The organism is Flavobacterium agricola (assembly GCF_025919725.1).
GTDB classification, from domain to species: domain Bacteria; phylum Bacteroidota; class Bacteroidia; order Flavobacteriales; family Flavobacteriaceae; genus Flavobacterium; species Flavobacterium agricola.
Genome location: NZ_CP081495.1, coordinates 175,586 through 201,904, shown reverse-complemented (window position 1 = coordinate 201,904; position 26,319 = coordinate 175,586). Strand labels below are relative to the sequence as shown.

The window sequence follows — 26,319 nt, the reverse complement described above, 5'->3', positions numbered from 1 at the left end:
TAAATATTATGATTTTAAATACCATTTTAGAAGCCATTGGTAATACGCCGGTGGTACGCTTATCACGTTTATTTCCGGATCATCAGGTTTATATTAAGTTAGAAAAACAAAATCCGGGCGGATCTATTAAAGATCGAATTGCTTTAGCCATGATTGAAGAAGCTGAGAAAAACGGCACTTTAAAACCGGGCGGAGTTATTATTGAACCTACATCGGGCAATACCGGAATTGGTTTGGCATTTGTTGCCGCTGTAAAAGGATATAAAATTATTATTACCATGCCCGAATCGATGTCGATTGAACGCAGAAAAATAATGGGTGCTTACGGAGCTGAATTTGTATTAACTCCAAAAGAACTAGGAATGAAGGGTGCTATTGCAAAAGCAAAAGAATTAGCATCAACTATTCCGAACGCATGGGTACCTCAGCAATTTGAAAATGGGGCAAATCCAGAGGTGCATTACCAAAAAACAGCTCAAGAAATTTTAGCTGACTTTCCGAAAGGCGTTGCATATTTAATTACCGGTGTTGGAACAGGTGGACATTTATCTGGAATTGGGAAAGCGCTTAAAGAAGTAAATCCTAAAACGCAGGTTTATGCAGTTGAGCCATCAAAATCACCTGTAATTTCAGGTGGTGAATCGGGTTCTCACAGCATTCAAGGAATTGGCGCTGGGTTTATTCCGAAAAATTTAGATACAAAAGTGATTGACGAAGTAATTCAGATTGAAAACGAAGAAGCTTTTGATTTTGCTAAAAAAGTTGCCCGTAGAAGGTTTGTTTGTTGGTATTTCTACCGGTGCATCTTTAGCAGCTGTTTCAAAAGCAATTAAAAATATTCCTTCAGACCAAATAGTTTTAACGGTAAATTACGATACCGGAGAACGTTACTTATCTATTGAAGGACTGTATTAGTGTTTTGTTATTTGTTATGTTTAGTAAAAAAAGGAGGTTTTGTAACTTCCTTTTTTTAATTTACGCCAATATAAAATTAAATCAAAAAACTCAAGTTATATACTAAACTGTTTGATTGTTTATTTTTACAACATGAAATTTATTTATTTTTTGATTTGGTTTAGTACCTCGATCCATCTGTTTGCTCAAAACAACACACAATGGGCCGAACAACTTTATGCAAATAAAGAATTTGAAAAAGCAAAAACACAACTAAACCTATATTTAGAAAAACAACCCAACGATTCACAAGCCAACATTTTATTAGGTAAAGTTTACGGCCAATTAAACCAATGGGATTTAGCTGCTCAAACTTTTAAAAACTTATTAAACAAGCAACCCGATCAGGCTGATTTACATTATTATTACGGGGCAGCTTTAGCCATGCAAGCAAAAAACGGGAGTAAACTAAAAGCTTTAACCAAATTAAACGCAATAGAACACGCGTTTTCTGAAAGTTTAGTTTTAAACCCAAAACATATTGATGCGCATTGGGCTTTTGTTACTTATTATACCGAATTACCCGGAATTGTTGGCGGTAGCTTAAACAAAGCAAAAAGTTATGCTAAAAATTTAGTTACTATTTCTCCGGTAGATGGGCATTTGGCTTACGGCTACATTTATGAATACGAAAAAAATTATATTGAGGCCGAAAAGCATTTTGTAAAAGCACATAAAATTGGCAACTCAAAAACTACATATAAAAAATTATATGACTTATATTTGAACAAGCTTAAAAACACACAAAAAGCAGAACAATTACAAGTAGAATTTAACAGCAAATAATAAAATACATGAAGGCTCATTTTATTGCCATTGGCGGAAGCGCCATGCACAACTTAGCTTTAGCTTTACATAAAAAAGGATATCAAGTTACCGGTAGCGACGATGCAATTTTTGAACCGTCGTTATCTCGATTAAAAAATTCGGGTTTATTACCCGATGCATTAGGTTGGTTTTCTGAAAAAATAACTTCCGATTTAGATGCTGTTATATTAGGCATGCATGCCAAAGCAGATAATCCTGAACTTTTACGTGCACAAGAATTGGGATTAAAAGTATATTCGTATCCTGAATTTTTATACGAACAAGCCAAAAGCAAAACACGTGTTGTAATTGGTGGTTCTCATGGCAAAACAACCATCACATCAATGGTATTGCACGTAATGCATTATCATGACATTGATGTTGATTATATGGTTGGCGCACAATTAGAAGGTTTTGATACCATGGTGCGTTTAACCAACGATAATGAATTTATTGTTTTAGAAGGCGATGAGTATTTGTCATCACCAACCGATTTACGTCCAAAGTTTCATTTATATCAACCAAATATTGCTTTAATTTCGGGCATCGCTTGGGATCATATTAATGTATTTCCAACGTTCGAAAATTATGTAGAACAATTTGAAATTTTTGTAGATAAAATTACCAACGGTGGTATTTTAATTTATAATGAAGAAGATGCGAACGTAAAACGTGTAGCAGAAGAAAGCACGAATCCGATTCGTAAAATTGCTTACCAAACGCCAGAATACAGTGTTGATAACGGAATAACCTATTTAGAAACGCCAGAAGGCGCCATGCCGATTGAAGTTTTTGGGGCTCATAACCTAAATAACTTGGCAGGAGCAAAATGGGTTTGTCAAAACATGGGCGTTGATGAAGCTGAATTTTACGAAGCCATTGCATCGTTTAAAGGAGCATCCAAACGTTTAGAAAAAATTCACGAAGGAGCAACTTCAATCGCATATAAAGATTTTGCACATTCGCCAAGTAAAGTTAGCGCAACCACACAAGCCGTAAAAAATCAATATCCAAACAGAAAATTAATTGCTTGTTTAGAATTGCACACCTACAGCAGCTTAAATGCGGAGTTTTTAAAACAATACGAAGGTGCGCTTAATGCGGCTGACGAAGCAGTTGTTTTTTATTCGCCCGAAGCTGTTAAAATTAAACGTTTAAACGAGGTAAGCTACGAACAAATTGAAAATGCTTTTAACATAAAAGATTTAAAAATATATACTAATCCGGAAGATTTTAAATCGTATGTTTTTAATTTGAATTTAGAAAACAGTACGTTGTTGCTAATGAGCTCAGGCAATTACGGAGGTTTGAATTTTGACGAGATAAAAGTTTTGATGAAATAGTAATAAAAAAACTCCTTAATTAATTAAGGAGTTTTTTTATTTTAAAAGCTTTGTCCAGAATGTAATAATATCATTTGCTTCAAGCGTTTTTGTATACGTTTCAGTAATAAAATCAGAAGCTTTTTTTCCTTTTTCAATAATAAAGTCAGGATTTGAATTAAAAGTAACTACGGCTTGTTCTACAGCTTGTGCAAAATCTAAAATTGCGCCGTTTTCTATCGTTATACTATAAACATCATTAAAGTATTCTGTTCCAGCATTTCCTGTGTATCCAATTACATAACAACCACAACGCATGGCTTCTGCAGGAGGCAAACCAAACCCTTCTTGCCAATTGGTACTTAAATAAATTGCACTGTTTTGTAATATTTGTGCTACTTCTATTTCTGTTTTGTTGTTTATGGCAACAAATTCCCATTCCTTAAATGCCGGTTTATTTTTTAAAATTTGAATGAGTTGAAACAAGTCATCTCCTAACTTTCTTGGCATGTAGGCAATTTGTTTGTGCTTGTTGGCATGATATGTAAAAGGTTTATCAATCCCAATTCGAATACGCTGCACATCAATATCCGGAAATGCAAATTGTAAATACTGCTTTGAGTTTTCAGAAACAACTATAGTTGCCAAAGTTAAGGCATCTTCATAGATTTCATAAAACGTATTGTTTTCTCTTTTTTCTAAAAAGGTATAATAGCAATTTTGATTAAAAATTACCCGTTGATTAGGATACAAATCCGGTTTTAAATTTTTGGCCAAAACTTCTGGCAAAACTAAAACACTCTTTTCATCAGGCAATTTAGACGAAGTAAATAGTTTTTTAAAAAAAAACTTTATTTGATAATAAATTCCTTTCTTTCTATATTTTTCAATGTCTAAATAAATTTTCGGAAAGTACTTTGTTGGTACATTATGTTGAAACCAATTTATCTTAAATTTTTTATTTTGATGCACCACATAAGCATCAAACCCATTCGCATTTAAAATCTCAACCTGTTTATAAATTTGCTTCACGCCTCCGGTTGGTCTTGACTCGTCTGGAGTTATAAAATAAATTGGAACCATATTTGTATTTATATGTCACAAATGTATGTAAAATGCGAAAAAATAATGAATAAAAAAAAGCGATATTAAATATCGCCTTTTTTATTTTAAAAAATTGTATAACCTAATATAATTGATGTATTAGATAAACTACTGTCCCAATAAATTAAATTTTGGGTAACATTTTTTTTCGTGGTGGTTCTTACCTCAACGCTATATTTATTTTTATAACTATATCCAACAGCAAACGCATAGTTTGGCTGCGATTTTAAATTAACATTAATATATTCTGTATCGCCTCTAAATGTTTTAAAGCTAGAACTTAAATTAAAATCAATTACATAAGCAGCACTAAGATAAATTTTTGAGTTTTCGTTTAAAAACATTCCATATTTAATTCCAATTGGCATCTCAATTACATTATATTTCAGCTTTACATCTGTTGTAGTAATTTTTATTGATTGGCTTACATCAATATAGTTAGGATCTATAAAAACAGACCATTTATTGTTATTAAATGGCAAAATGTATTCAAAATTTAAACCAGCTCCAAAATTTGTTGAATTCTCAAAATCATACGTTACTGACTGACGAGTAAAACTGAATTTTGAAAAATTTACGCGCGGTCTTATTGTTAAATTAAATTTTCCTTTAGAAACACCGACTGTTTCATTAGGTTTAAAATTAGGGTTTTTACAAAAATTATATTTATTAAATAACCGGATTAAATCTTTTTCGTCATAATCAGTTTTAACAATCATATTTTCTGTAATTGCATTACAATTTAAACTATTTAAAAGTTCTTGTTTGTAATCAACGTTAAATGCAATTTTATAACCATCTATTAAATATCGTTTATAAACTAAAGGTTTAATTTCTTGATCGGAAAGATTATAAAAAAAATACGTTTTTTGACCATTTCTATAACTATATAAATTAGCATCCCCAGCAACAAGCTGTTTTAAAAACACCTGTTTTTGTTCAAAAATCGGGTTTCTACTCGAAGTTAAATTAGAGATATCGTCTGATGAAATGTCTAAATCAACGCGTGCTCGGATATATTTACTTTTACCTAAAATATCAAAAAGCTGAACATCATTAATCGAAGCTGTTTTTACTTCTTCTACCTCAGATAATCTATATTCAAAAGATTCAGGCGAATGTAGCCAATCCACATTCTTTATTAAACATGCTACGGTATTACCGTTATTCGTAATAAAATATCCGCTTTCAAAATTTGTTTGAGCAAAAACAAAACTAATAAAGTTTAAAAACAATATTGTAAGTATATTTTTCATCTTTTTTTCACAAATATTAACATAATTTTTAACATTTAAAATAGATTATAAAAAAAATTATTGCGTTTATAAATTAGTACAGATTCATTTTTTTTAGTAAGTAACATATTATTTATTAAGTACTTATAACAAAAAAACACGTAACAAATGGATAAGCCAAATAAAATTTCGATAAAAAATTGGGCTGAAGATGATAGGCCGCGTGAAAAATTACTTTTAAAAGGAAGAGGTACTTTAAGCGATGCCGAATTAATTGCTATTTTAATTGGGAGCGGAACGAAAGAAGAAACTGCTGTTGAACTGGCTAAACGGATTTTACAACATTTTAATAACAACTTGGCTTTGGTTAGTAAACAAAGCGTAAAACAACTAACCCAATTTAAGGGCATTGGCGAAGCAAAAGCCATTAGCATTGTTGCTGCATTAGAGCTAGGTAAACGCCGCAGAGAATTAGATTCTGAAAAAATTATTAAAATAAAATCGGCTAAGGATGTGGTTCTTTTTATGCAACCTTATTTAAGTGATTTGTTGCATGAAGAGTTTTGGTGCTTGTTTTTAAACAATGCACATACCATTTTGCATCAAGCTATGTTATCTAAAGGCGGTATAACAACCAGCTTGGTTGACATTCGTATTCTATTTAAATTGGCTTTAGAACATAATGCAACCGCTCTGATTTTAATTCACAACCATCCATCGGGCGTATTAACAGCCAGTCAAGCAGATAAAGCAATAACCCAAAAAATTGTTGAAGCTGGCAAAACCTTAGATATTTCAATACTAGATCATGTAATATATACCGACAACGGTTATCTTTCATTTGCTAATGAAGGGTTAATTTAAATAGTAATCTCCTACATTTTTTACTACCTTGCAACTATAAAATTGCAAATTGTTTATTATGATTCGAACGAAGGACCTTACTTTTTCTTACCAAACAAATGCCCTATTTAGTTTTCCAAACTTTGAATGCAATGCTGCGGAAACTTTATTAATCACGGGCAATTCTGGAACAGGTAAAACCACCTTATTGCATTTATTAGCCGGCATCCAACAACCTAAATCGGGTAAAATACAAATTGGTGATACCGATATTACCCAACTTAAAGGATCAAAGTTAGATTCGTTTAGAGGTAAAAACATCGGCTTAATTTTACAAAACTCCCATTTTATAGAAGCTTTAAGCGTTTTAGAAAACCTTGAAATGACATCGTGGTTAGCAACTGGTAAAAAAAACACGCAATTAGCTACCGAGCTATTAGCAACTTTAGGTTTAGCCGGACACGAAAATAAATATACCACACAATTAAGCATTGGTCAGCAACAGCGCGTATCTATTGCTCGCGCATTAATGGGGCAACCTCAAGTAATTTTAGCCGACGAACCCACATCAAGCTTAGATGATCATCATACCGAAATTGTTTCGAACCTATTACAATCTTTAGCAAAAAAATACAATACTGCTTTGGTTATTGTTACGCACGATGCCCGCTTAAAACAAAAGTTTAACCACCAAATCGAATTAAAATGATTAGAAAATTAGCTTGGAAAAATTTATGGTTTAAACCCTTAAATACTTTTTTAAGTGTGGTTTTACTTACAGCTTCTGTTGCCATTATTACATTATTGATTTTACTACAAAATCAATTTGATAAAAAATTTAACAGCACGATAGATGGCATTGATATGGTTTTAGGAGCTCCTGGATCGCCATTACAAGTTATTTTATCCTCTGTATATCATATTGATGCGCCAACTGGAAATATAGATTTTAACGAAGCACAAAAATGGATGAATAATCCGTTTGTGGCGCAAGCCATTCCGCTTTCGTTTGGAGATAATTATTTAGGTTATAAAATTTTGGGTACAACACCCGATTATATTACCAAATACGAAGGTAAATTAGAGCAAGGCGAACTTTATACCGAAGTTTTACAAGTTGTTGTTGGAGGAGAAATTGCCAGAAACTTAAACCTAAAGTTAGGCGATACGTTTGCAGGTTCGCACGGATCTAGCGAACATGGTGATGTTCATGATGAACATCCGTACACAGTAGTTGGTATTTTAGAAAAAAACGGAAGTATTTTAGACAATCTTATTCTATCTAATATAGAAACCGTTTGGGAAGTACACGATCATGAACACGAACATCATGACGAAGTTACTACCGATGTTGTTGTACACGAAGATCATGAACATGATCACGACCATGAGGAACATGCACACAAACACGAAGAAGATAAACAAATTACAGCCGTTCTGTTATCATTTAAAAATAAAATGGCTTTGTTTTCGTGGCCGCGATTAATTGCTGAAAATACCAAAATGCAAGCTGTTTTACCTGCATTAGAAGTAAACCGATTAATTAGCATGTTTGGCATTGGGATTGATGGCTTAAAATATTTAGCATTCGGGATCATGTTTTTATCTGGAATCAGTATTTTTATTGCGTTATATAACCGATTAAAAGAAAGAAAATACGAATTTGCTTTGCTGCGCATTTCGGGGGCAAAACCCTTTCAGTTGCTTAAACTTGTAGTTATAGAAAGCGTATTACTATGCTTAACCGGATTTATTTTTGGAACAATTTTTGGACGTTTAGCTTTATACGCCATTTCATTATCTTCTCAAAACGAATTTAACATTGCGTTTAATCCGTTCGAAATTGTTTGGCAAAACGAAATTGTTTTATTTGTAGTAACTTTGTTTGTAGGTTTTATTTCGGCTTTAATTCCCGCTATAAAAGCTTATAAACTTAACATATCAAAAACTTTAGCAAATGCTTAAAAGAAGAATTATTTTAGGATTAGGATTGGCTGCAATTATTGGAGCGAATTGTTTTTTACCTCAATCAGAATCAGCTTTACCTGTTCAGAAAGCTGGATTTATTACAACAGAAATAGTACAAAATAATCCAACCGAATTAAACTGGAATATTTTAGGCGATATAAAATATGTAAACCGTAAAGACCCACGCTATGGCGAAATATCTTTTCCGGTTGTAAATGCAAAACTAAAAGTTTTACAAGGTAAAAAAATTACCATGACCGGGTTTATTGTACCGATTGATAACAAAAGCTATGCATTAAGTAAAAACGTTTTTGCTTCTTGCTTTTTTTGTGGGCAAGCTGGGCCAGAAACCATTATGGGTATTGTTTTTAAAGGCGAAACACCAAAACTTAAAACCGACCAATATGTAACGTTAGAAGGTACATTTAGATACAATGAAACTGATGTTGACGATTGGATTTACCACATTGAAAACGCAGTTATTATAAAAGGAGCAAAATAATGAAGTTAGAGAATATTACTGATGTTTTTTTTGATTTAGACCATACATTATGGGATTTCGAGAAAAATTCGAATGTAGCATTTCAAACCATATTTACTAATCATCAATTGCTTTATGCACTTGATGATTTTTTAATGGCATACCCTGCAATTAATTACAAATATTGGGAATTGTACCGCAACAATAAAATTACACACAATCAATTACGTTACGCCAGATTAAAAGACAGCTTTGATGCAATTAATGTATCAATTAACGATGATAAAATTGAACAACTAGCTACCGATTATATTACAGAATTACCACAAAGCAATCATTTGATAGAGGGAACATTAGCTATTTTAGATTATTTACAACCTAAATACAACTTGCATATTATTACCAATGGTTTGCACGAGGTACAGCGTAGTAAAATAACAAGTGCAAAACTAACCGATTATTTTAAAACCATAACCGATTCAGAAAGTACCGGTGCAAAAAAACCAAGCGCAACCATTTACAATTATGCCTTACAACAAGCCCAATGCGAACCGCAACATGCCGTTATGATTGGCGATTGCATTGATGCAGATTTTAACGGTGCTAAAAAAGCAGGTTTGCAAGCTATTTTATTTGACGAATTTAACGCATTTACCGAACTAGAAATAGGTAGAATTAATAACTTAGTAGAATTAAAAAAATATTTATAATGAAAAAAATAGCTTTAGTAGCTTTATTGGGCTTAGCACAATGGGTTACCGCGCAAACCGATACAAAAACCTTAGTTGTAGAAAATACTTTGGCCGATTTAAAAACGTACAACAAATACAATTTAAACGAATACACCAAATCGTTTTTAGAAAAAGAAGGCTTTGTAGTTTTTGATGAAAAAGATGTTCCGTCTGAATTGGCAAATAACCGCTGTAATGCGTATTATGTAAATTATGAAGATGATAGCACGTTATTTACTACAGCTTTAAAAATGACAATTAAAGATTGCACGGGCAAATTGATTTACGAATCTGAATTTGGAAAAACGCGCGAAAAAGATTACCGCGTAGCATACCGAGAAGTTTTTAGAAACGTAGCTAAAAACTTTCAACAAAACAAAAACAGAATAGTATTTACAGATACAGAACTAATTGTAAGCAAACCAGCACCTGTAAAACAAACCGTGGTAGAAAATGTACAACCAACAGCAAACAAAACTACTAACAATGCTTTAGTTTTTGATTTTAAAAACGGTGCTTTACAAGGCGAATTAAAAGATGCAAACCAAAAGGTTTTGTATAAAATAACCAAAACATCGGTTGATAATTTATACATGGCATCTAACCCGTATGTTGACGGTATTATTTACTCTAAAAACAACAAATGGTATTTTGAATTTACCAAAAACGGAGAAAAAATAATTGAAGAGATTAAATAAAAAAACCGCCAATGGCGTGTTTTATTTTATAAACTAATTACTAAACTAGTAACCAGGGTTTTGTGGCACATTTGGATTATATACCGTTTCTAACGACGGTAATGGCCATAAGAATCTGTAATCTGAATAAGGAATAGCCTGAATTGTCAAGTTAACAGCTGCTGGCGGCGTGCCAATAGTATAGCTAGACATTTTCGGATTACTTCCTGATTTAAATTTGGCAGGGATTCCATCCATTGCAACTTCTGCAAGTGGATCTTGCTGTAAACGATGAATATCAGCCCAACGTTTACCCTCCATCACAAACTCAATTCTGCGCTCTTTTATAACCTTAGAAACAAAATCTCCAACAGATGCAAAGTCAGCAGCAGTATAAGATGGTGATGTAACCAAAGCTCTATCACGCACAGCATTTAAAGCTTCTAATGCAGCTGTAGTAACAGCATTGCTATTACGTGCTTCAGCTTCTGCTTTAATTAACATGATATCTGCAAAACGTAAAATTGGTGTATAATCCGTGTACGTTACACCATCACGATATTTGTTTGTAACGTATAATTCTCCTGGTAATTCATAAACAAGATTATTCTCGTTGTCATTAGCATCAGTTGTAGAAATTCTACGCTTATCATCAGCCTTCCAATCTGAATCATTCCATAAAATAGGAGAAATTGCTCCCAATTGACGGCGCTTGTACTGAGAAGCTATAGCTCCATTAACTCCAGGATTTACAGCTGCAGTATTTAAAATTGAAAAAATAGATTCAGTATTAGATCCATTATTATCAAATACTCCCCATGGTTCTGGTGTTAGCGTGTATGCATTTTCAATTTTAGCTACCTCTGTTAAAGCTCCAGCCCAGTCTCTCATGTGTAATTTAACTTTTGCCTTGTAGCCAATTGCAGCATTTTTAGAAGCTTTTACAAGTGAGTTTTCAGAAATTGTAGCTTCAGCAGCATCTAAATCTGCTAAGATTTTGATGTAGTTCTCTTTAACTGTAGAACGATTCTCTGCCATTCCTTGCTCAATAGTTGATGCTGTATTGATTGCAAAATCTCTGTATGGAATTCCTGGAGTTTCTCCATTAGTTGCTCCATAAGGATTAGCAAAAAACATTAACAATTCGAAATGTGTAATAGCACGTAAAAACTTAGCTTGTCCAGCATAATCATCAGCCTGAGCTTGTGTAATCACACCATTATCAGCAGCTTGTTGCACACCTTCAATTACAATGTTACAACGGTTGATTAAACGATAGCCGTCAACCCAATAATAAATAGTGTTTGCTGCAGCATTAGGATCTTGGTTATTTTCATACGTAATAGCATAAAAGCCTTGTGTATTTACAACATCTTCACCGCGAAAATCATTTTGCTGAATGTAAGCTGCACCCCATATGTAACCACGAGCACCTGCCCCATTGTAATAACCAATTTGGGCCGCTTGGTACATTCCATTAACTGATGCTAATACATACTCTGGTGTAGTAAAAGCTACAGATTCTGGAATACTTGAAATTGGGTTTAAATCTAATACTTGATCATCTGAACACCCTGTAAGTGACAAAGAAAGTAAAGCTGTACCAATTATATATTTTTTTAATGTTCTCATATACTTAATTATTAAAATCCTACATTAACTCCTAATGTGATAATTCTGTTTCTTGGAACTCCATAATAATCAATTCCACCTGCTGAAATCATTTCTGGATCAATGCCTTTATAGTCCGTAATCATCCACAAGTTTTGTCCTGTAACGAATACTCTTGCTTTTTGTAAATTAATTCTTTCTAATAAATTTTTATCGAAAGAATATCCAATTTGTAAGTTATCAAGCAAAATGAAATCACCTTTCTCTAAAAATCTAGAAGTTAAAGTCGCTTCGTTTGCTCTAGCTTGTTGGTTAGCAATAAGGATAGGAGTTTTTCCATCTCCAGGATTATCTACAGATTGCCATCTTCCTAAAATTTCAGTTGAGTTGTTTTTAAATTGATAACTTAACATTTCTTGTCTTGTTTGGTTATAAATTTTATTACCTCCACTAAAACGGAATAAGAAATTTAAATCAAAATTTTTGTATTTAAATGTGTTAGTAATACCTCCGTAATATGTAGGAGTAGCATGTCCTAAAACTTTTCTGTCAGTACTTTGAGACAAAGTAGAAGGGGCACCTGTTACGGTAGGATTAGCAGGATCATAAACAGTTACTGCTCCTGTACGTACATTTTTTTGTACTAAAGTTCCGTTTCCTTTTACATAAACTGGATAACCATTAGTATTATTAACACCATAATACTCTAATCCGTATAAAGCATTTAAGCTTTCTCCTTCTCTAACAATATTATTTGCATAAACAATCTCCTGACCGTCAGGTAAGTTATCCACTCTATTTTTTTGCAACGTTAAGTTCGCGTTAATATCCCAGTTAAAGTTAGGAGTGTTAATTACGTTTGCAGTTAAATCAAACTCAACCCCTTTGTTAACCATTTTACCAGCATTAATAGTCATTAAGTTAAACGGAATACCTAAACTTGATGGTAAAATTTTATCCATAATCATATTATTAGATGTATTTTGGAAATAGTCAACAGTAAATCTAACTCTGTTACTTAAAAATCCTAAATCTACTCCTAAGTCATATTTTTTAGATGTTTCCCATCTTAAACGGTCGTTACCGAATTGAGAATATCCAATACCGTTAAAATTACCATAATTTTGTAAGCTGTATAAACCTTGATACGCATAGGCACCAAAACCTGTGTTACCTGTTTCGGCATACGAACCACGAATCTTGAATTCATTTACTACATCACGCATATTATCCCAAAACTCTTCGTTAGCAACTTGCCAACCTGCAGAGTATCCAATCAAGTTTTCCCAACGTGTGTCTTTAGATAATTTAGAAATACCATCACGACGAATAGATCCTTGTAAAAAATATTTGCTATTGTAGTTATATGTTACACGACCAACGTATGATTTAATACCATCTTCCTGCATTCCACCAGAAATTAATTGAGTTGCAAACGCATTAGAGATAATATTTTTGTCGAAGTAATCCGAAGTCATATCTCTACCTGAAGCATTAAAATAATTAAATGTATTTTTTTGCACTTCGTAAACTGCAGTAGCACCAATATTATGCTTTTCTGCTAAGGTTACATTATAGTTCAAAATATTTTGTACGTTATATAACTCAGCTTGTAAGCTATACTGAGAAGCTAAACCATTATATCCGTAACCGTCACCGTGTTTAGGGCTCCAAAATAAAAATTCAGTATTTATATTTTTATCATATCCGAATTGGAATCTATATGTTAATCCTTTAAAAAGTTTCACGTTAGCAAACGTATTAACAATAGTTCTATTAACTTGAGAATTGTATTTATTAATATCTAATGCATAAACTAAATTGTATGCATTATTAACTTGCGGTGCATTATTAGGTGCATAGCCAATGTAGTTTTGAGGCACCCCATTTGAATTAATAAAAGTATTATATCCTGAAGGGTTGTTTTTATCATAAACAGGTACGTTTGGTAACTGACTAACAGAGTTTACTACAATACCACCAAGTCCTGTTTGACTTTTGTTCATTGCTGACAAATCATTTCTGTTATAAGATAATGCTGCACCAACAGTTAACCATTTGTTTAAATCTTGCTCAACGCTAGCTCTAATATTGTATTTATTTAGCTTATTCGTTATTGCAGCACCTTCTTGCTCAGAATAACCTAAAGACAAATAATATCTACCTTTATCAGTACCCCCAGAAACTCCTAACTTATAGTCAGCTTGAGAAGCCGCATTTCTAAAAACTTGTTTTTGCCAATCAGTATTAACTCCTGAATAAACAGCCCAAGCATCCGCAGCTGCACCAGCATTTAATGTTTTTTCTTGATTAATCATAGTAAATTGATCACCGTTCAATACATCATAGTATTTCATTGGTGAACCTAAACCAGTAATAACTGAAAAGTCAACATTGAAAGAGTTTTTCTTACCTTTTTTAGTTGTAATTAAAATTACACCATTAGCAGCTCTTGAACCATAAATCGCAGTTGCAGAACCGTCTTTTAAAATCTCGAAAGATTCAATATCATTCGGGTTGATATCAGACAATGGGTTAGTAGAAATGTTAGCTTCATATCCTGCTCCTAACATTGGTACTCCATCTAATACAATAAGAGGAGAATTTGAAGTATTAATAGAGTTAATTCCTCTAATTCTAATTCTTGGAGCTTCCCCTAGTACTCCACCATTTGTAGTTACTTGAACCCCAGATGCACGACCTGCTAATTGTTGTTCAAAAGATGGAGTTACTAAATTTTCAATAGCATCTCCTTTAATTTGAGAAATAGCTCCGGTTACATCTTGTTTTTTTTGAACTCCATAACCTACAACCACTAATTCGTCTAGTTGATTTTGTGCAGGCTCTAAAGTTACCCTGTAACTGTTAGCTGCTCCAACTGTAACTTCTTTAGGCGTATAACCCAAAAAAGAAATTGTTAAAACTTCTCCAACACTTGCCGAAATTTGGAAACCACCTTCCATATCGGTACTTGTGCCATACGTTGTACCTTTAATTACAACACTTGCTCCAGGCAAAGGAAAACCATCAGCTTCATTAACAACACCTGTGATTTGCTTTTGCTGAGCAAAACCAATTTGCACTACTAACAGCAAAGCTGATGTTAGTAATAAATTCATAGTTTGTCTCATTAATTAATATAGTTAAATTCGATTCGAAAGTTAACTATTATTTAACACAAACAAAATAAAATCTTAAAAAAAAGCAAAATTTAACAAATAAAAAGTTAAATAAAATAGAAACATAAATATCTATTCATTAAAGACACTGTTTTGAAATAAAAAAATCCCGCTTAAAGCGGGATTTTAAAAGAAATATAACTGAACTAAATATTAGTTAAATTCATTTTGAACCATTAATGGGTTTGAATTCATTTCCTGAATAGGAATTAACCATTGCCATCTTGCATCAGAAGGAGCTGCTGTAGTAACACCACCACTTAGAACAGTTGGTACGATGTTAGGAACATTAGTTGTAGAACGATCTAAAGTTTGATTTAAACGTTTTAAGTCTAAAAATCTAAATCCTTCACCCCATAACTCAGCACGTCTTTGTAACAAAATTTCATTATAATAATCAGCTCCTGTAGAAGCGATTGTATAGGTATTATTTGTTCTGTTAGAAACTAATTCTTGTAAAACAGCTTTAGAAGCAGCTTCGTCAGAATGATATAAAGCTTCTGCTTCAATTAAATACATTTCAGCTGCACGCATAAAAGGTACATCACCTAATGAAACCGATTGAGATTCAGCCAAGAACTTTTGAGATGAATATTCAACCTTTGTAAAAGTAGAACCTAAACCTAAATCTGTATGTTTTCCTGTTGGATCAACAACCACTTTTCTAACGTCACCGGCAGGTAAAGCATTATATAAATTAACGTTCATTACTTTAGGACAAGAACGAATTTGAGATGAACTGTAGTTACGTGAAAAGTAAGCCATAAAGTTACCAAAGTAATCTGTTTGGTCAGCAACTATATGAATACCCCACATCCATTCTGGATTATTATAGTTGTTAAACCCAGCAACATATTCTTCATTATTCATTAAAGTCAAACCTTGACGTGCTTCATTTGCTTTTTGAGCAGCAAGTGGGTAATTTTTTTGAACTAAAGCAACACGTGCCTGAATACCTTTAATTGCATTTTCAGAAATGTGAGATTTATTAGCAACTTTAACACCTGACATAATAGTTTGTGCCTCAGCTAAATCTGCATTAATTTGGTCATAAACTTCTTGTACAGTAGCACGCGCTTTAGCAGAATTATCGTCTGGATCTAAACGAATAACAACTCCTAAATCTGTACTTGAAGTAGCAGGATTATATGTCTTACCGTAGGTTTGAACCAATTGGAATAAACCAAATGCTCTATACGCATAAGCTTGTGCAATAGCACTTTTCTTCATATTTTCCTCTTCAGTATTTGCAGTTGCAACTTGAGAACCTTTAACAATTAAATTGTTAGCATTTTTTATCATGCGGTACCAAAAGTTCCAAATGTAGCTAGTTGCTGTCGAGTTTTCATTATTTGTATGTAACCAACGTAACTCAGATACAAACCATCCGTTACCTTGAGTAGGGAAAATTAAATCTTCACCCATTACATCATAAATAATCATTTGTGCAGTGTACCCGTTATTTCCTTGGCTTTCATTCTGTCTAACATACATATTACGGTGCATACCATTAATAGCAGCCATTAAGTTTGCTGGCGAAGTAAAAACCGTTTCTTCTGCAATTGCATCAGTAGGACTAATATCTAAATAATCATCACTACATGCTGTAGTTGTTAAAAGCATTGCTGCCGATAAACTACCTATATAAAATAAATTCTTTAATCTCATCTTTTATTTTTTTAGAATGAAACATTTAATCCGAAACTAACAATTCTAGATGGTGTATATCTATAACTTGTAGTACCATTAAATGATTGTGCTGGCTCTAAACCTGCTCTTTTTGTCCAAGAGTAGATGTTCTCTGCACTTGCATAAACACGTAATCCGTTAGCTTTAAACTTGCTAACAAATTCTTTACTGAAGTTATATCCAAAAGTTGCATTTCGTAAAGAAATGTAATCTGAACTAACTAACCATCTAGAAGATGCAGCAGTAATAGCAGCAGTATTATCTAAAGTCATTAAAGGAACATCGGTAATATCACCTGGTTGTTTCCAAGCATTTTTCATATCTGAATGTAATGCGTTACCTTGAGGTCTTGGCGACATTAAACCTGCGTAGTTAGAATCGTAAGTTTTACCACCTAATTGGTAAGTAACCAATACATTTAAGTAGAAACCTTTGTATTCAAAGTTATTAACAAAACTACCGTAAACATCTGGGTTAGCAGTTCCTTCGTAACCATATTCAGCTAAACTTTGGTTTGTTGTAACACGTTCACCGTTAATATATCTTGTAGTAGATGCATCAGCCGTTTCAGGATCTTGGTAATATAAAGGTTTACCATCTGATGGATCAACACCGTACCATCTTCTTAACCAATAGTCATAAATAGAATGACCTTTTGATAATTTTTTAGTACCATTAATAATTTCTTCTTGACCTTCTGGCATTCTAACCATTTCGTTTTTAAATGTAGTTGCATTTAAAGTAAAATCCCATTTGAAGTTATCGTTACGGATAATACCAACAGTTGCACCTAATTCAAATCCACGGTTGCTCATATCTCCAACGTTTCTGTAAACCGATGTAAAACCAGACGAACCAGGTAACGGTGAAGCAAAAATCATATCAACTGTTTTACGGTTAAAATATTCTACCGAACCAGTTAATCTATGGTTAAATAATGAAAACTCAGCTGCTACGTCAAACTGATTGTTTGACTCCCAAGTTAAATCAGGATTACCAATGTAATCTAAGAAAATACCTGCTTCAGCTCCGTTATAAAAACCACCTAAGTTATATGTAGTTAAATCAGCAAAGTAACCTGGCGCCGATGTAATACCACCGTCGTTACCAACTTGACCATAAGATGCTCTTAATTTTAATTGGTTAATTACGTTAGAATCAGCCAAGAAATCTTCTAAGTGCATATTCCATCCTGCAGCAGCAGACCAGAAAGTTCCTTTATTTTTATCTGATGCAAAACGAGAAGATTGATCTCTTCTGATCGATGCAGAAACTAAATATTTATTATCATAATCGTAGTTCACACGTCCGAAGTATGACTCTTTTCTTAATCCAATTTTGTAACCTGTATTAGATGTAGTTACAATAAAGTTTGATAAAATGTAGTTATCAGCAACAACTTCATTTGTTTTTCTTGTGTAAGCGTAATCAATGTTTCTTTCGAAAGATTCGTGACCAGCAATTACGTTAAAGTGATTTTTATCGAATGCAAACGTGTAATCTAAAATCTGGTTGAAAGTATTTGCAGACGTTTTTTGGTTCGTAACTGCTAAAGCACCAGTACCTTGTGCATCACCAATAATTTTGTTTCCGTAGCTTGTAAAACCGTAGTTTTGAACGTCGTAAGAAACGTTAGATGTGAATTTTAAACCTTCTAAAAGTTTAACTTCTACAAAATATCTAGTATTAACAGAATTAGTTTCTCTTTTTCTGTTGTTTAATAAGGTTTCTTGTAAAACGTTACGTCCTCTACCAGCACTAGTACCACGATCTCTTACAGAACCATTTTCATACATTACATTTCCTAATGCATCATATTGTAAAACACCTTGTGCATTATAAACAAATGGAGAGTAAATTGGTCCCATAAAACGAGCCGAGTAGAATGGGTTTACATAAGATGAACCACCACCATCTTCAGCTTGATTACTGTTAGTTAAAGATGCAGACATATTAGTACCTAATTTTAACCAATCAGTTACTTGGCTATCAGCACTTACACGTCCAGTATATCTTTCAAAGTCAGATTTAATTACATAACCTTGTTCGTTATTGTAACCAAAAGATGCGTAGAAATTAGACTTATCTGTTCCACCACTATAATTTAAATTATATGTTCTAGAAATACCTTTACGTTGTAAATATTTTTCCCAGTTAAAATCGTTATATAGCATTTCTGCATCAGGATTTAACTGTCCGTCAATAACAATCTGATTGTTAGGTACATTGTATATGTTATTTGCAACTTCACCATATAAGTTTCTTGTAGCATATGCATTTGCATCAGCTACTGTATAACCACCATAGTATTGAGCATAATTTTTTAATGCGTTCCAGTTCATTTCATAATAATCTTGAGCACCCACTCTGTTGTACTCAGGAATTCCTTTAGAAACAATACCCGTAGAAGTAGAGAAGTTAAATCTTCCTTTTTGTCCAGCTTTACCTTTTTTAGTTGTAATTAAAACAACACCGTTTGCAGCAGCAGAACCGTATAATGAAGTTGAAGCAGCATCTTTTAAAATGTTAATTGTTTCAACGTCATCTGAGTTAATATCAGATAAACTTCCTGTGTAAATAGCACCATCTACAATATATAATGGGCTATTAGAAAGATTAGCAGAAGATGCTCCACGAATTTGTACGTTTAATCCACTTCCTGGTTGTCCAGAACCTGTAGAAACTAAAACACCTGGGCTAGCACCATCTAAAGCTTTCTCAACGTTAATAATTGGACGTTGCTCTAAAGCTTCAGCTTTAATCACAGAGTTAGAACCTAATGAAGTTTCTTTTTTCTGTGTACCATATGTTGTTACAATAATTTCATCCATTTGGTTAGAAGCTTCGCGCATTACAACTTTGTAGTTTGATGCAGCACCAACCGTTATCGATTGTGTTTCGAACCCTAAAAATGAAATTGTTAAAACATCACCAGCTTTTGCTGATAAATGGAAATTACCATCCATATCAGTGCTGGTTCCTTCTGTTGTACCCTTAATTACAACACTTGCTCCAGGCAAAGGAAAACCATCAGCTTCTTGTACAGTCCCTGTGATTTGCTTTTGCTGAGCAAACCCAACCTGTACTAACAACAACATAAAAGTTGTTAGCAATAAATTCATAGTTTGTCTCATTAATTAATATAGTTAAATTCAGACCCGAAAGTTAACCATTATTTAACAAAACCAAAAAAAAAAAACGAATTAAACAAATTACAATAATATGTTAAAATAAACGCATTCAATTATGACATTTACCAAAAACAGGAATTATAAATAAAAAATATTTGTTAAAATAAAGAATACATCAATTTTACAAATGAATAAAACATCAGATAAATTGTGTTAAATTTCCTATTTAACGTCTTAATTTGCTCTTAATCTCGTTTTCTCTTGTGTTAACAGCAGGTTCGTAAAAATGAGTTCCAAGCAATTCATCTGGTAAATATTGTTGAGCGACATAATGCCCCGGATAATCGTGCGGATATTTATAATCTTCACCATAACCTAATTCTTTCATTAATTTAGTTGGTGCGTTGCGTAAATGAATCGGAATGGATAAATCGCCTGTTTGTTTCACCACCTGTTGTGCTTTACCAATTGCCAAATAGCTGGAATTACTTTTGGCAGAAGTTGCCAGGTAAATAGCACATTGGCTCAATAAAATTCTACTTTCAGGATAACCAATTACCGAAACGGCCTGAAACGTATTATTCGCCATAATTAAAGCGGTTGGGTTGGCTAAGCCAATATCTTCAGAAGCCGAAATAATTAAGCGGCGCGCAATAAACTTTAAATCTTCCCCGCCCTCAATCATACGGGCTAACCAATAAACGGCGCCATCAGGATCACTACCACGAATCGATTTAATAAAAGCAGAAATTATATCATAATGTTGTTCGCCCGTTTTATCATACAAAACCGTATTTTTTTGCGCCAACTGCATTACCTTATCATTAGTAATTTCAATTGCATCACCACCAATAGCATTTACAACCAACTCAAACGTATTTAAAAGTTTGCGTGCGTCGCCGCCAGATAAACGCAACAACGCTTCAGATTCAAGAATAGTAATTTGCTTACTTTTCATAAACTCATCTTCTTGCATCGCACGTTGCAAAATTTTTTCTAAATCAGATTTAGTAAAGGCTTGCAAGGTATAAACCTGACAACGCGAAAGCAAAGCGGGCACAACCTCAAAACTTGGGTTTTCAGTTGTTGCACCAATTAAGGTTACCCAACCTTTTTCTACCGCTGCTAATAACGAATCTTGTTGTGATTTATTAAAACGGTGAATCTCATCAATAAATAGAATTGGATTTTTGGTAGAAAACAAACCACCGCTTTGCTTGGCCTTTTCAATAATTTCACGCACATCTTTCACTCCTGCATGAATAGCGCTTAATTGATAAAACGGACGTCCAGAAGTTTGTGCAATAATTTCGGCCAAAGTTGTTTTACCCGTTCCCGGTGGTCCCCAAAAAATTATTGACGGAATAAATCCGGATTTAATTTGTTGAGTTAACGATCCGTTCGGACCAACTAAATGTTCTTGACTAATATAAGCATCTAAACTTTTTGGTCGAACACGTTCGGCAAGTGGCGCATCAAAATTCATGGTATTGCATTTTATATATTATATCAAAAATAAGCCATTAATTTGTAATTGCCGATCTATAAAAAGTAGAAATTAAACCTCATTTTTTATACCTATATATATTAAGGATGCGAAAACAACATGCTCCAAGAATAATATCTTTTAAAATGCAACACGTTATTTTTGGTATTCAGTCAAAATAGATATCTTTGCAGCACAACAACACAATCTAAAATATGAGTTCTGATACAAGTAAACGATATGCGCTTCGCGGAGTTTCTGCCGAGAAAGAAGACGTACATAAAGCTATAAAAAACATTGATAAAGGTTTATGTCCAAAAGCTTTCTGTAAAATTGTTCCCGATTATTTAACTAACGATCCGGAATATTGCTTAATTATGCATGCTGATGGAGCCGGAACAAAATCATCTTTAGCTTATACATACTGGAAAGAAACCGGTGATTTATCTGTTTGGAAAGGCATTGCGCAAGATGCGTTAATTATGAATATTGACGATTTACTTTGTGTTGGAGCAACTTCAAACATCATGTTATCATCAACTATTGGTCGAAATAAAAATGTAATTCCTGCCGAAGTAATTTCTGCAATTATTAACGGAACCGAAGAATTGATTGATGAATTAAAACAATTTGGTGTTGAAATTCATTCTACCGGTGGCGAAACAGCCGATGTAGGTGATTTGGTTCGAACTATTATTGTAGATTCTACCGTTACCGCTCGTATAAAACGCGAAAACGTAATTGATAACGCTAACATTAAAGCGGGCGATGTAATTGTTGGCTTAGCATCTTTTGGTCAAGCATCTTACGAAAAAGAATACAACGGCGGTATGGGTAGCAACGGATTAACATCAGCACGCCACGACGTTTTTGCAAAATATTTAGCAGAAAAATATCCTGAAAGTTTTGATGCTGCAGTACCACAAGAATTAATTTATTCGGGCAACGTAAAATTAACAGATGCAGTTGCTAACGCACCGGTTAATGCTGGTAAATTGGTTTTATCACCAACGCGTACGTACGCGCCAATTATTAAAGCTATTTTAAACAAATATACAGCGCAACAAATTCATGGTATGGTACATTGCTCGGGCGGTGCACAAACTAAAATTTTACATTTTATTGAAAACTTGCATGTTATTAAAGACAACTTGTTTCCGGTTCCACCCTTGTTTCAATTAATTCAAGAACAATCAGGAACAGATTGGAAAGAAATGTACCAAGTTTTTAATTCTGGGCATCGAATGGAAATTTATGTACCGCAAGAAATTGCCGACGATATTATTTCAATTTCTAAATCTTTCAACGTAGATGCACAAATTGTTGGTCGTGTAGAAAGTGCAACAGCAAAAAAATTAACTATTCAATCTCCTTACGGAACCTTCGAATATTAAAATACAAAACCTATTACCATGTAATAGGTTTTTTTTATACAAACAACTTCAATCAGTTTTATTGATACGGCTATAAATTCAATCAGTAGCAATCTTTATAAAAAGTATTTATTGTAAAATATATTTGTATCAAAGAAATATATTAAACATTAAATACTGATTTATGATGAAAAAAGGGATAACCTTGGCTTTGGCCCTAGCAACTTCGCTAACCTTTGCACAAACATTAACAACCAACACGGGCGCACCAGTGGGCGACAACCAAAATTCGAAAACAATTGGCAACAACGGACAAGTACTATTAGAAGATATTCATCTAATAGAAAAACTTGCTGCCTTTGACCGTGAAAGAATCCCAGAACGTGTAGTGCATGCACGTGGAGCAGGAGCTTTTGGAGAATTTGTGGCTGATGCCGATTTTTCTGAAGTTACCATGGCTAACTTTTTATCTCAAGCAGGTAAAACAACTCCGGTTTTTGTGCGTTTTTCTACTGTAACACACCAACAAGGTTCGCCAGAAACATACCGAGATCCACGTGGATTTGCAGTGAAGTTTTATACGGAGCAAGGAAACTATGATTTAGTTGGAAATAACTTACCTGTATTCTTTATTCGTGATGCGATAAAATTCCCAGACATGGTACATGCATTTAGACCATCACCTATTACTAACCGTGCATCTGATCCAAATCGCGTATTCGATTTCTTTTCAAATTTACCAGAATCTACACACATGTTAACTTGGTTATTTTCTGACTACGGAACGCCTGCAAATTATAGACAAATGGAAGGTAACGGAGTTCATGCTTATAAATGGGTTAATGATAAAGGAGAAGTAACGTATGTAAAATACAAATGGGTGCCACAACAAGAAGTTAAAAACTTAACACAAGCAGAAGCTGATAAAATACAATCTACCTCTATAGAGCATGCAACAGTAGATTTATATGATGCAATAGAAAACAAAAATTATCCAAAATGGGACTTATATGTTCAAATGATTAAAAAATCTGATTTTGATAAATTTGATTTCAATCCTGTAGATGTAACTAAAATTTGGCCAGCAAACCAAGTAGAATCAGTAAAAGTGGGTACAATGACATTAAATCAAAACCCAACAAATTACTTTCAACAGGTAGAACAAGCTGCATTCTCACCAGGTACTTTAATTCCAGGAATAGAGCCATCAGAAGATAAATTGTTACAAGGACGTTTGTTTTCGTACGCAGATACACAACGCCACCGTTTAACTGGTAACTTTCAACAATTACCAATCAATCAGCCTAAAAACAAAGTTACAACGTACAATTCAGACGGATATATGTCAATGCGAGTGCAAGAAGGTGATGTAAATTATCAACCATCTACAAACAAGCCAGAAGTAAAAGAAGATAACAAGTACAGATATTCTACATCAGTATTTCCGGCTGAAACAATAACCACGCAGCAAGTTATTGACAAAGAAAACAACTTTAAACAAGCTGGTGAATTATATAGATCGTTCTCTAAACAAGATAAAGACAACTTAATTAAAAATTTATCTGGAGCATTAAACACTGTTAAAAATAAAGTAATTGTTAATAAAATGATTGCACATTTTTATCAAGCAGACAAAGAATATGGTAATCGTTTATTAAAAGCTACAAACACGAAGTTAAGCGACATAGAAGAATACTTTGAAAAAAATAATTATTAAAAGGAGCGCAAGCTCCTTTTAAATTATAAATCATATTATGAATAAAACTTTTTACTTACTACTTGCATTTATAATAACAATAAATGTACAAGCACAAGACGTATTTAATGCAGCACGAAGCAATAATATAGCAGAATTAGAAACTTTAATAAAAAATGGTACTGATTTAAATCAAACAGACCAACGTGGCTTCACACCCTTAATTTTAGCAGTTTACAACAACGGTTCAGAAGCAGCTAAGCTATTGTTAAAAAACAAAGCAAATCCAGATGCACAAGACGCTTCAGGAAACACAGCATTAATGGGCGCAGTGTTTAAAAACAACCTAGAGATGATTAATCTTTTAATAGACAATAGAGCAGACATAAATCAGGTAAATTCTAATGGAGCATCTGCCTTAATATTTGCAGCTACATTCGGAAACCAACAAATAATAACAACTTTATTAGCTGCAGGAGCAGATAAAACAATAAAAGACAATCGAGGCAAAACGGCTTTAGATCATGCAATACTACAAGAAAACAAAGAAATAATTAAAAGCCTAAAATAAATCCAACAAAACGCTTGTAGTTCCCTAGCCATACATAAACAACAAACACATAAAAGCGGATAGCTCGGGTCGGGCTATCCGCTTTATCTATTATTTCACTCCGTTACATAAAAGGATATCACTGCAATCCCTAATGCAAAAGCTACGCTGGTTTTAGTAAACTTTTAAGCAAGAGTTCATCAACTCTTAAGCAAGACTTCAACAACTCTTAAGCAAGAGTTCGACAACTCTTAAGCAAGAGTTCATCAACTCTTAAGCAAGACTTCAACAACTCTTAGGCAAGACTTCAACAACTCTTAGGCAAGAGTTCAACAACTCTTAAGCAAGACTTCGACAACTCTTAGGCAAGAGTTCAATCTCTTATAACTAAGCATAAATTAAAACAGATTAAAACGAAACGAGAAGCTTCTAATTACAGCACGAGAGACTACTAGTTGACCGAAAGGAAACTTCTCGATTATAAATACCAGCCTAGAATTAAAAAACAAAAAATATTGAATATATTTATAACGAAACAAACCTTTTAGAAACAGACAGCTTTAAAATTATGCAAATCAATCAAACCATAATTAATGAATCGAATATATTTAAGCTTATTAGTTAGTATTTTGTTATCTTCTTGTTTTTTAGAGAAGGAAAATTGTGATAAAATGACTAAAATAACTTCAGAGGAAGATTATAATCTTCTCTTGTGTAAAAAACCTGAGAATTTAGCTGGTGACGGAACATGGAACATGGTATTATAATTTGGTAGGAAAGAATTTAAATACACAAAAAGATACTCTGATTAAAGCATATAATTATAGATGGTATGATATTATCGAAAGTTTTTGTGAAAAAGGAGATACGCTTGTTAAGAAGAAAGATTCTCCTGTTGTAGAAATACGAAAAAAAGACACTATTTATACTATGGAATGGCAGTGCGGTAATCCTTTAATTAATGGAGTTTCTTTTAGAGATTTTAAGCATCCATATCAAAAGATATAATTTACATTAACCAATCCACAATTAGAGTCATAATAGATTAAAAGTGAAATGTGTAAAATAAATTTATATACAAAATACATTCACTAAATAATCTCAGATTCACAATTATTAAAAACCAAGAACTCCTCATCATTTCTGATGAGGAGTTCTTCTCTCGGTGGGCGATAAGGGATTCGAACCCCTGACCCCCTCGGTGTAAACGAGGTGCTCTGAACCAGCTGAGCTAATCGCCCGATACAAAAAACCTTAATCTATTTTTAAATACATTAAGGTTTTTAAAAAAAGGCAGCGACATACTCTCCCACATAAATGCAGTACCATCTGCGCTAACGAGCTTAACTTCTCTGTTCGGGATGGGAAGAGGTGAGCCTCGTTGCAATAACCACCTTAAATCGGTTTGCTATATCTAGCAATATATGGTTGACCCTATTACAATAGTTGTTCTATACAAACTCTTCTACTTTTATTAGAAAG

General features: G+C 33.4%; 19 protein-coding genes, 1 tRNA gene, 1 rRNA gene and 1 pseudogene. 13 read left to right on the top strand and 9 right to left on the bottom strand.

The features are described 5' to 3' along the window. Positions 1–8: 8 nt before the first annotated feature. The 3 genes and pseudogenes from cysK (at position 9) to K5I29_RS01015 (ending at position 3,104) form a co-directional block, all read left to right on the top strand. Positions 9–915, top strand: a pseudogene (cysK, locus tag K5I29_RS01025) (cysteine synthase A). 132 nt (positions 916–1,047) lie between these two features. Further along, the gene (locus K5I29_RS01020; RefSeq protein ID WP_264434021.1) at positions 1,048–1,740 is read left to right on the top strand and encodes a tetratricopeptide repeat protein; all 693 of its coding nucleotides are present in this window, start codon (positions 1,048–1,050) and stop codon (positions 1,738–1,740) included. A gap of 8 nt (positions 1,741–1,748) precedes the next feature. After that, positions 1,749–3,104 (top strand): UDP-N-acetylmuramate--L-alanine ligase, encoded by a 1,356-nt coding sequence (locus K5I29_RS01015; RefSeq protein WP_264434020.1) that lies wholly within the window; start codon positions 1,749–1,751, stop codon positions 3,102–3,104. A gap of 36 nt (positions 3,105–3,140) precedes the next feature. Here K5I29_RS01015 and K5I29_RS01010 read toward each other — a convergent pair whose 3' ends face one another. Next, positions 3,141–4,166 carry a glycosyltransferase gene (locus tag K5I29_RS01010; RefSeq protein ID WP_264434019.1) on the bottom strand — a complete coding sequence of 342 codons (1,026 nt, stop codon included), beginning with the start codon at positions 4,164–4,166 and terminating at the stop codon, positions 3,141–3,143. Positions 4,167–4,252: 86 nt separating this feature from the next. Beyond that, positions 4,253–5,443, bottom strand: coding sequence for a PorT family protein (locus tag K5I29_RS01005; protein ID WP_264434018.1), 1,191 nt, complete (start codon positions 5,441–5,443; stop codon positions 4,253–4,255). A gap of 147 nt (positions 5,444–5,590) precedes the next feature. Between K5I29_RS01005 and radC the strand changes: the two genes are divergently transcribed. The 6 genes from radC to K5I29_RS00975 are packed head-to-tail and all read left to right on the top strand — an operon-like array spanning position 5,591 to position 10,143. Next, positions 5,591–6,286 (top strand): RadC family protein, encoded by a 696-nt coding sequence (gene radC, locus K5I29_RS01000; RefSeq protein WP_264434017.1) that lies wholly within the window; start codon positions 5,591–5,593, stop codon positions 6,284–6,286. Between the two features lie 58 nt (positions 6,287–6,344). Further along, entirely contained in the window at positions 6,345–6,974 is a 630-nt protein-coding gene (locus K5I29_RS00995; protein ID WP_264434016.1) for an ABC transporter ATP-binding protein, read from the top strand. Beyond that, entirely contained in the window at positions 6,971–8,230 is a 1,260-nt protein-coding gene (locus tag K5I29_RS00990; RefSeq protein WP_264434015.1) for an ABC transporter permease, read from the top strand. The genes K5I29_RS00995 and K5I29_RS00990 overlap by 4 nt, the downstream gene beginning before the upstream one ends. After that, positions 8,223–8,735, top strand: coding sequence for a hypothetical protein (locus K5I29_RS00985; protein WP_264434014.1), 513 nt, complete (start codon positions 8,223–8,225; stop codon positions 8,733–8,735). Before K5I29_RS00990 ends, K5I29_RS00985 begins: the two co-directional genes overlap by 8 nt. After that, on the top strand, positions 8,735–9,424 hold the full coding sequence (locus K5I29_RS00980) for a YjjG family noncanonical pyrimidine nucleotidase (protein WP_264434013.1): 690 nt from the start codon (positions 8,735–8,737) through the stop codon (positions 9,422–9,424). Before K5I29_RS00985 ends, K5I29_RS00980 begins: the two co-directional genes overlap by 1 nt. After that, positions 9,424–10,143, top strand: coding sequence for a hypothetical protein (locus K5I29_RS00975; RefSeq protein ID WP_264434012.1), 720 nt, complete (start codon positions 9,424–9,426; stop codon positions 10,141–10,143). Before K5I29_RS00980 ends, K5I29_RS00975 begins: the two co-directional genes overlap by 1 nt. Positions 10,144–10,188: 45 nt before the next feature. On the opposite strand, the gene K5I29_RS00970 is transcribed toward K5I29_RS00975, so the two are convergent. The 5 genes from K5I29_RS00970 to K5I29_RS00950 form a co-directional block, all read right to left on the bottom strand. Continuing rightward, complete coding sequence (locus K5I29_RS00970) at positions 10,189–11,754, bottom strand: RagB/SusD family nutrient uptake outer membrane protein (RefSeq protein ID WP_264434011.1); 1,566 nt, start codon at positions 11,752–11,754, stop codon at positions 10,189–10,191. A gap of 11 nt (positions 11,755–11,765) precedes the next feature. Continuing rightward, on the bottom strand, positions 11,766–14,852 hold the full coding sequence (locus K5I29_RS00965) for a SusC/RagA family TonB-linked outer membrane protein (RefSeq protein ID WP_264434010.1): 3,087 nt from the start codon (positions 14,850–14,852) through the stop codon (positions 11,766–11,768). Between the two features lie 213 nt (positions 14,853–15,065). Then, positions 15,066–16,580, bottom strand: coding sequence for a RagB/SusD family nutrient uptake outer membrane protein (locus K5I29_RS00960; protein WP_264434009.1), 1,515 nt, complete (start codon positions 16,578–16,580; stop codon positions 15,066–15,068). An 11-nt stretch (positions 16,581–16,591) separates the two neighbouring features. Next, positions 16,592–19,723, bottom strand: a complete 3,132-nt coding sequence (locus K5I29_RS00955) for a SusC/RagA family TonB-linked outer membrane protein (RefSeq protein ID WP_264434008.1) — start codon at positions 19,721–19,723, stop codon at positions 16,592–16,594. Between the two features lie 235 nt (positions 19,724–19,958). After that, entirely contained in the window at positions 19,959–21,218 is a 1,260-nt protein-coding gene (locus K5I29_RS00950) for a replication-associated recombination protein A (RefSeq protein ID WP_264434007.1), read from the bottom strand. A gap of 215 nt (positions 21,219–21,433) precedes the next feature. On the opposite strand from K5I29_RS00950, the gene K5I29_RS00945 reads away from it, so the two are divergent. From K5I29_RS00945 to K5I29_RS00930, 4 genes are all read left to right on the top strand, one after another. Continuing rightward, positions 21,434–22,612, top strand: coding sequence for an AIR synthase related protein (locus tag K5I29_RS00945; protein WP_264434006.1), 1,179 nt, complete (start codon positions 21,434–21,436; stop codon positions 22,610–22,612). 163 nt (positions 22,613–22,775) lie between these two features. Then, complete coding sequence (locus K5I29_RS00940; protein WP_317134287.1) at positions 22,776–24,308, top strand: catalase; 1,533 nt, start codon at positions 22,776–22,778, stop codon at positions 24,306–24,308. A 37-nt stretch (positions 24,309–24,345) separates the two neighbouring features. Beyond that, positions 24,346–24,858, top strand: coding sequence for an ankyrin repeat domain-containing protein (locus tag K5I29_RS00935; protein WP_264434005.1), 513 nt, complete (start codon positions 24,346–24,348; stop codon positions 24,856–24,858). Positions 24,859–25,605: 747 nt separating this feature from the next. After that, a complete protein-coding gene (locus tag K5I29_RS00930; RefSeq protein WP_264434004.1) occupies positions 25,606–25,845 on the top strand; it encodes a hypothetical protein in 240 nt (79 codons plus the stop codon). Between the two features lie 158 nt (positions 25,846–26,003). On the opposite strand, the gene K5I29_RS00925 is transcribed toward K5I29_RS00930, so the two are convergent. Beyond that, a tRNA-Val gene (locus K5I29_RS00925) sits at positions 26,004–26,078 on the bottom strand. A 47-nt stretch (positions 26,079–26,125) separates the two neighbouring features. Beyond that, positions 26,126–26,235: ribosomal RNA gene (gene rrf / locus K5I29_RS00920) — 5S ribosomal RNA — on the bottom strand. Positions 26,236–26,319: the final 84 nt, after the last annotated feature.

Coding starts and splice junctions, on each gene's coding strand:
- K5I29_RS01020 (WP_264434021.1), top strand. CDS start 1,048: ATGAAATTTATTTATTTTTTGATTTGGTTTAGTACCTCGATCCATCTG.
- K5I29_RS01015 (WP_264434020.1), top strand. CDS start 1,749: ATGAAGGCTCATTTTATTGCCATTGGCGGAAGCGCCATGCACAACTTA.
- K5I29_RS01010 (WP_264434019.1), bottom strand. CDS start 4,166: ATGGTTCCAATTTATTTTATAACTCCAGACGAGTCAAGACCAACCGGA.
- K5I29_RS01005 (WP_264434018.1), bottom strand. CDS start 5,443: ATGAAAAATATACTTACAATATTGTTTTTAAACTTTATTAGTTTTGTT.
- radC (WP_264434017.1), top strand. CDS start 5,591: ATGGATAAGCCAAATAAAATTTCGATAAAAAATTGGGCTGAAGATGAT.
- K5I29_RS00995 (WP_264434016.1), top strand. CDS start 6,345: ATGATTCGAACGAAGGACCTTACTTTTTCTTACCAAACAAATGCCCTA.
- K5I29_RS00990 (WP_264434015.1), top strand. CDS start 6,971: ATGATTAGAAAATTAGCTTGGAAAAATTTATGGTTTAAACCCTTAAAT.
- K5I29_RS00985 (WP_264434014.1), top strand. CDS start 8,223: ATGCTTAAAAGAAGAATTATTTTAGGATTAGGATTGGCTGCAATTATT.
- K5I29_RS00980 (WP_264434013.1), top strand. CDS start 8,735: ATGAAGTTAGAGAATATTACTGATGTTTTTTTTGATTTAGACCATACA.
- K5I29_RS00975 (WP_264434012.1), top strand. CDS start 9,424: ATGAAAAAAATAGCTTTAGTAGCTTTATTGGGCTTAGCACAATGGGTT.
- K5I29_RS00970 (WP_264434011.1), bottom strand. CDS start 11,754: ATGAGAACATTAAAAAAATATATAATTGGTACAGCTTTACTTTCTTTG.
- K5I29_RS00965 (WP_264434010.1), bottom strand. CDS start 14,852: ATGAATTTATTACTAACATCAGCTTTGCTGTTAGTAGTGCAAATTGGT.
- K5I29_RS00960 (WP_264434009.1), bottom strand. CDS start 16,580: ATGAGATTAAAGAATTTATTTTATATAGGTAGTTTATCGGCAGCAATG.
- K5I29_RS00955 (WP_264434008.1), bottom strand. CDS start 19,723: ATGAATTTATTGCTAACAACTTTTATGTTGTTGTTAGTACAGGTTGGG.
- K5I29_RS00950 (WP_264434007.1), bottom strand. CDS start 21,218: ATGAATTTTGATGCGCCACTTGCCGAACGTGTTCGACCAAAAAGTTTA.
- K5I29_RS00945 (WP_264434006.1), top strand. CDS start 21,434: ATGAGTTCTGATACAAGTAAACGATATGCGCTTCGCGGAGTTTCTGCC.
- K5I29_RS00940 (WP_317134287.1), top strand. CDS start 22,776: ATGATGAAAAAAGGGATAACCTTGGCTTTGGCCCTAGCAACTTCGCTA.
- K5I29_RS00935 (WP_264434005.1), top strand. CDS start 24,346: ATGAATAAAACTTTTTACTTACTACTTGCATTTATAATAACAATAAAT.